Source organism: Zooshikella harenae, assembly GCF_018837975.1.
In the GTDB taxonomy this organism is placed as follows: domain Bacteria; phylum Pseudomonadota; class Gammaproteobacteria; order Pseudomonadales; family Zooshikellaceae; genus Zooshikella; species Zooshikella harenae.
Genome location: NZ_JAGSOY010000142.1, coordinates 1 through 4,767 on the forward strand (window position 1 = coordinate 1; position 4,767 = coordinate 4,767).

Sequence of the window (4,767 nt, forward strand, 5' to 3'; positions counted from 1 at the left end):
GTAGGCGTCCTATCGGGGTAGTTGCCGAGTTTGGTTTCCTGCGCTGCTGTCTCTAGCAGCAAGTCAACAGCATAGCCGCTGCCATTTCCTAAAACTTCACATACCTTAGTCGCAAACTCTAACGCTTGATTTGATGAGATCAGGCCGTAACCGAAATATTTACTACTCACAAAAAAATACTCATTCAGGAAAACCTGGAACGATCATTCTAACAAGCATGAAAAAATAATCAGTTTAATTCAAACTTAATCTTATTTGCCCAGGACACATCTAATAATTCATCAACTGTATTTTTCTTATGGTTTACGTAGTTTTCAACTATAGCTTTCTTGGTGTATTTACTAAGGTTGGCTATCCTAGGGCAACCAGGGTCTTCAATTCTATCTAGAATATATGAGATATTTGCTTCAATCTGACCAGGCAATACTTCACTTTTATCATAAAGCTCAATTACTTGCTTAAAGTCATGTGGCGATAACATTAGCTCTAATTGCTCACGCCAATTTAAGGCATCTTTAATTTTTTCTATAAGTTCTAGTAGATTATTATCTTCAGTAATTTGTTTTAATGACTTTTTGATCCAAACATGGAAGTTTATTGATGCAATTTTTCGCCCTGCTTTAATAGGCTCATACTCTATCTTTAAAGTGTCTGTTTTATTTATCTCTTGCTTAGAGCTTTCTAGAACAAATTTTTTAAAGTTATCAAACCGACCATTATACTTACCAGCAATAGCCAAATATTCCTTAAGCTCATCTAAGTCAATATTGAAGCTAAAGTATTCCTTCCCTGGTCGAATATATAGCTTACACAGCTCATACACTCGCCAACCATAGAAGCTTCTAATCTTTTGAATTTGCTTGTCTTCAGTCTTGGTAAACAGTGCATCAATAGATGATATATAAGGAGCTATTGAGTTCGTAAACTTAAAATAAACTCTATCGCTTGCAAGAGCTGCAACTTCAAAGATATTAATGGATATAAACTCCCCTGTAGGCTCCCTACTTTTTGAGAGTTTTTCGAGTGTTAACCCCGTTTTACGAAGCTCAACAAGTATTTTCTTTGTGTTTTTATAAAAACTACTATCGTCAATTACTCCTTTTAAAGCTTTGCATAGCTCAGCACGAGTAAATGAGATTTGATTATCAGGTAGTGGTTTGTATGGGTTTATATGGGCTAATAAGAAACTAAATATTTGGAATGCTTCAACTCCAAGCTTTTGATCAAATTTCGCTCTAATCAGCTCATTACGTTTAACCACCCATAACGGGTTATGGTCTTCTTTTATGAGGTGACTATTTGCCCACTTAGACATAAAACCCCTAGTAAAAATCAACCTTTAAAATATCACTAGGTAATAATAGTCTTATTCATCTATACATTCAACTAGTGAAGTATAACCTACATAAATATCCTAGGGGGTTTAAGAAACAGGCCTTAGCCAATATTGAATAAGGGATTATGGCCCTTTCTGTAACTACCTAGCTTTTTCCGGATCTAGCTCTTTTATCAAAAATCACCACAGAAATAGCTAGGGATATGAAGAAGCTATCAAAGTACTCAATATCAACTGCAATATTAATAACACCAATGGCATAAGAGCGTTTACGGTAATTCCTAGGTAGTTAAGCAACTCTCTCGGAATTTCTAGGGCGGTAGCTTGGGTACATATTACGGAGATCTCTAGGGGAATTAATGTAAGACACCCTACACAACTTTGTCATGTAAATTCCACGGTAATTCCTAGGTAGTAGACCCCATGTAGAGATTACGGAGATAGCTAGGGGTTTACTTGAGGCAGAAGTTGCGGAAATTTCTAGGTACTTCATCTCTCTGTATGTCACGGAGATCACTAGGGGAATTAGTGAAATTCAGTTATACGGAATTTACTAGGGGTATTAAGAGACGACGAAGTAACGGGAATTTCTAGGGGTGATATTTTGTTATCCACTCCCGGATATATCTAGGTATGTATAGTATCGGAGATTCCTAGGGGTTTAGAAATTTCAATACACGGAAATAACTAGGTGTTTCGGAGATTTCTAGGGGATAACCGGAAATAGCTAGGGGTATCACGGAGATTTCTAGGGGATTTAACGGGAATAGCTAGGGGGTTTACGGAAATACCTAGTGAATAAACGGATATTTCTAGGTTTAAAGAGTGACCACTAACCTTGAAAGGCAATAATAATAAAGCATAAGTAAATATTTTTTTATTAACAAACAAGATAAACAAGTATTAAACAAGATAATAAAACAAGTATTAAACAAGACAAACAAATGAATTGCTTCGTTTGTTTAGAATAAGAAGATTTAACATTTTTTAAGGTTGGAAGCGGTCAAAAAGACCGCCTTTAATTTTTAGTTTTGCATGCAAAAATAGCTACGATTTTTGTAATTTTAACCCTTTTTTTAAAGCAGTTAACGCATCATCAGTAAGGCTAAAGCTTAAAACTTTTTTATCTAAAGTTACTTTTAGTTGAATATCTCCACCAAACTCAACTAGTTCAGTTTGTTTTACTATTGGAATAGCTTTAACTGTTGCCTTTTTCTTTTGTGGCCCTTTCTTTGAACTTTCTGCAAGCTCTCGGCTAGCCTTTCTTAGGGTTCCTATTAGTTCTCCAGATTTCCATTGATTCACAAGGCTGTCTACAGCTGTTTGGTCTTTTTGATAAGCCCTAGTTAGGTCATATAGTGTTACTACGTCTTGAGTTTCATTATTCAACGATAACTGTTTTATACTATCTGGTGCTTTAAGCAGAGCTAAATATTTACTTAGATGCCCCTTACTTACACCTAAAATTGAAGCAGCATAAGCTTGATCGTTACCATTAGCTTTACAAATGTCTACAACACGTTGCATTGCTTCAGCGTTCTCTATTGCTGGTACTTGCTCTCGTTGGTTGTTTTCATCAATTTGCATCAGCAACAGTAAAAGCTCGTCAGAAGCACCAGAGCGAACTATTGCTGAAACTGTTTTCATTATTGATGAGTTACTTATTGCTCTCCAACGTCGTTCACCAGAAATAATAGGATACTTGCCATTATCGCCCTGCTCTCCAATCAAAATGGGCTGTAACTGTCCTCTAGCCTCAATGCTGCGTTGAAGATCCTGTAACCCCTGCTCATCAAATGTTTTACGGGGCTGATTAGGATCAGGCTCTAATTGGTCAGGACTTAACTCAAGGTAACGCCCTTCACTTTTAGCTATTGTAACAACTTCATCTCTGACCGCTTCGAGCTGCGCTTTAGTTGCACCCTTTTGAACTTTAAAACCTTTCAGCATTATTTTTACTCTGCCAGAATATTTAAAATTTCATCAACTAATTGGTTTGCCGAATCAACTGCTTTCTGATTTTTCTTCACATTTGCGTCAAAGACCGAGCCGCCAGCGATTGCAGTTTGTTTGAAAATTTCTGAATCAGGAATGCGAGTGTCCATAATGGGTAAACCAAACTGCTCTAATGCCTCCTGAATCTCACGGCCTAATATAGTGTTGCCTTTTGTACGGCTAATGAGAATTGCTGCTTTCGGTAAGCCGTCCGTTATTTCTCTGCGGCTTTGGATCATTTCTACAACAGCTGCTGAGTCTTCAATATCATAGGGGCTAGGCTGTACAGGTACTATTGCAAGATTTGATGCTTTGATGATTCCTACAGGGATGTTTAGGTTTTCTAGTGAGCCGGGCGAGTCAATAACGATATACTCAAAACTATCCTTGTAACTCTTGATTTCATCTGAAACGGTGGCACGAGGAACTGAAATTACAGTTGGTAAATCATCAACAGAGAAACCTGATTCCAATGCACGAGCATAAGCTTTTGAAGCAGTTGCTTGCTGATCGGTATCGATGAGCAAAACTTTTTTGCCGCGTTTGCGCAAACCATAGCTTAAAGTTATAGCATTTGTGGTCTTTGTTGATCCGCCTTTTTGATTTAAGAACGATATAACTTTAGCCATTTAGCCCCCAAAAATATACCTAGCGAGTGGGTCCAGTTTTGCATGCAAAACTGCCAAGAGTTGTAGTGTAATTTTTATCAGTTTTGCATGCAAAACTGAAACTGTCTTGTAGTGATTCTAGTAACAGTTTTGCATGCAAAACTGAATACCGCAACTCTCTTATACAGCTTATAGATACAATTTGAGTGGCGTTTTAGTAGCACTTAAAAGCGAGTGTCACCCAGAGTAGGGTAGGGGTGGCACCCACTTAGTTGTATATTTTTTGTGCTTTTGTGATCGCAAGTTCATCTGTTCAAGCTAGAATCAAATACAGTAAGGAAGGGACGACTTGGAGCTGTTCGAATGATTCTAATGCATAAGATCAACACTGAAACGAACGAAAACAAGTACTACAGTTTGCACATACAGCCGGATTTGTTCGGTCATTGGTCATTGATGCGTTACTTTGGTCGCATTGGTAAAAATGGACAGTTAAAAGTCGATAGCTTCGAATCTGAAGAAGAAGCAAGGGAGCTATACGACAAGTTAGAGGCCAGCAAAAAGAGTCGGGGTTATTTCGAGGTTTAAAGAAAACGCCACCCGCTAATATACACCGTGGTTACTGGCTTAGTGGCGTTTGGGTGGCAGTTGAGTAGCGTTTTTGAGTGGCACTTTTTGAGTGCCACTGGTTAGACAAGTTTAATGTGTAATGCGCCTGTGGTGGCATTTATATAAGTGCTGCCTTTGGGTAATCCTGCGTTAGTTGCTTCCTCGTCATTCGCAAACTTTGCAAGACGGTTGCCGAACAAATCCCAGTCTGAACCGTTA

Annotated in this window: 4 protein-coding genes; 1 reads left to right on the top strand and 3 read right to left on the bottom strand. The window is 38.1% G+C overall.

The features are described from left to right. Window positions 1-229: 229 nt before the first annotated feature. The 3 genes from KCG35_RS23660 to parA form a co-directional block, all read right to left on the bottom strand. Complete coding sequence (locus KCG35_RS23660) at window positions 230-1,315, bottom strand: replication initiation protein (RefSeq protein WP_215822323.1); 1,086 nt, start codon at window positions 1,313-1,315, stop codon at window positions 230-232. Window positions 1,316-2,383: 1,068 nt separating this feature from the next. Further along, a complete protein-coding gene (locus KCG35_RS23665; RefSeq protein ID WP_215822324.1) occupies window positions 2,384-3,286 on the bottom strand; it encodes a ParB/RepB/Spo0J family partition protein in 903 nt (300 codons plus the stop codon). Window positions 3,287-3,291: 5 nt separating this feature from the next. Then, entirely contained in the window at window positions 3,292-3,960 is a 669-nt protein-coding gene (parA, locus tag KCG35_RS23670; protein WP_215822325.1) for a ParA family partition ATPase, read from the bottom strand. A gap of 351 nt (window positions 3,961-4,311) precedes the next feature. Here parA and KCG35_RS23675 point away from each other — a divergent pair, with 351 nt between their 5' ends. After that, window positions 4,312-4,527: a WGR domain-containing protein gene (locus KCG35_RS23675; RefSeq protein ID WP_255562031.1), complete on the top strand. Its 216-nt coding sequence runs from the start codon at window positions 4,312-4,314 to the stop codon at window positions 4,525-4,527. The last annotated feature ends 240 nt before the right edge of the window (window positions 4,528-4,767 follow it).

Coding starts and splice junctions, on each gene's coding strand:
- KCG35_RS23660 (WP_215822323.1), bottom strand. CDS start 1,315: ATGTCTAAGTGGGCAAATAGTCACCTCATAAAAGAAGACCATAACCCG.
- KCG35_RS23665 (WP_215822324.1), bottom strand. CDS start 3,286: ATGCTGAAAGGTTTTAAAGTTCAAAAGGGTGCAACTAAAGCGCAGCTC.
- parA (WP_215822325.1), bottom strand. CDS start 3,960: ATGGCTAAAGTTATATCGTTCTTAAATCAAAAAGGCGGATCAACAAAG.
- KCG35_RS23675 (WP_255562031.1), top strand. CDS start 4,312: ATGCATAAGATCAACACTGAAACGAACGAAAACAAGTACTACAGTTTG.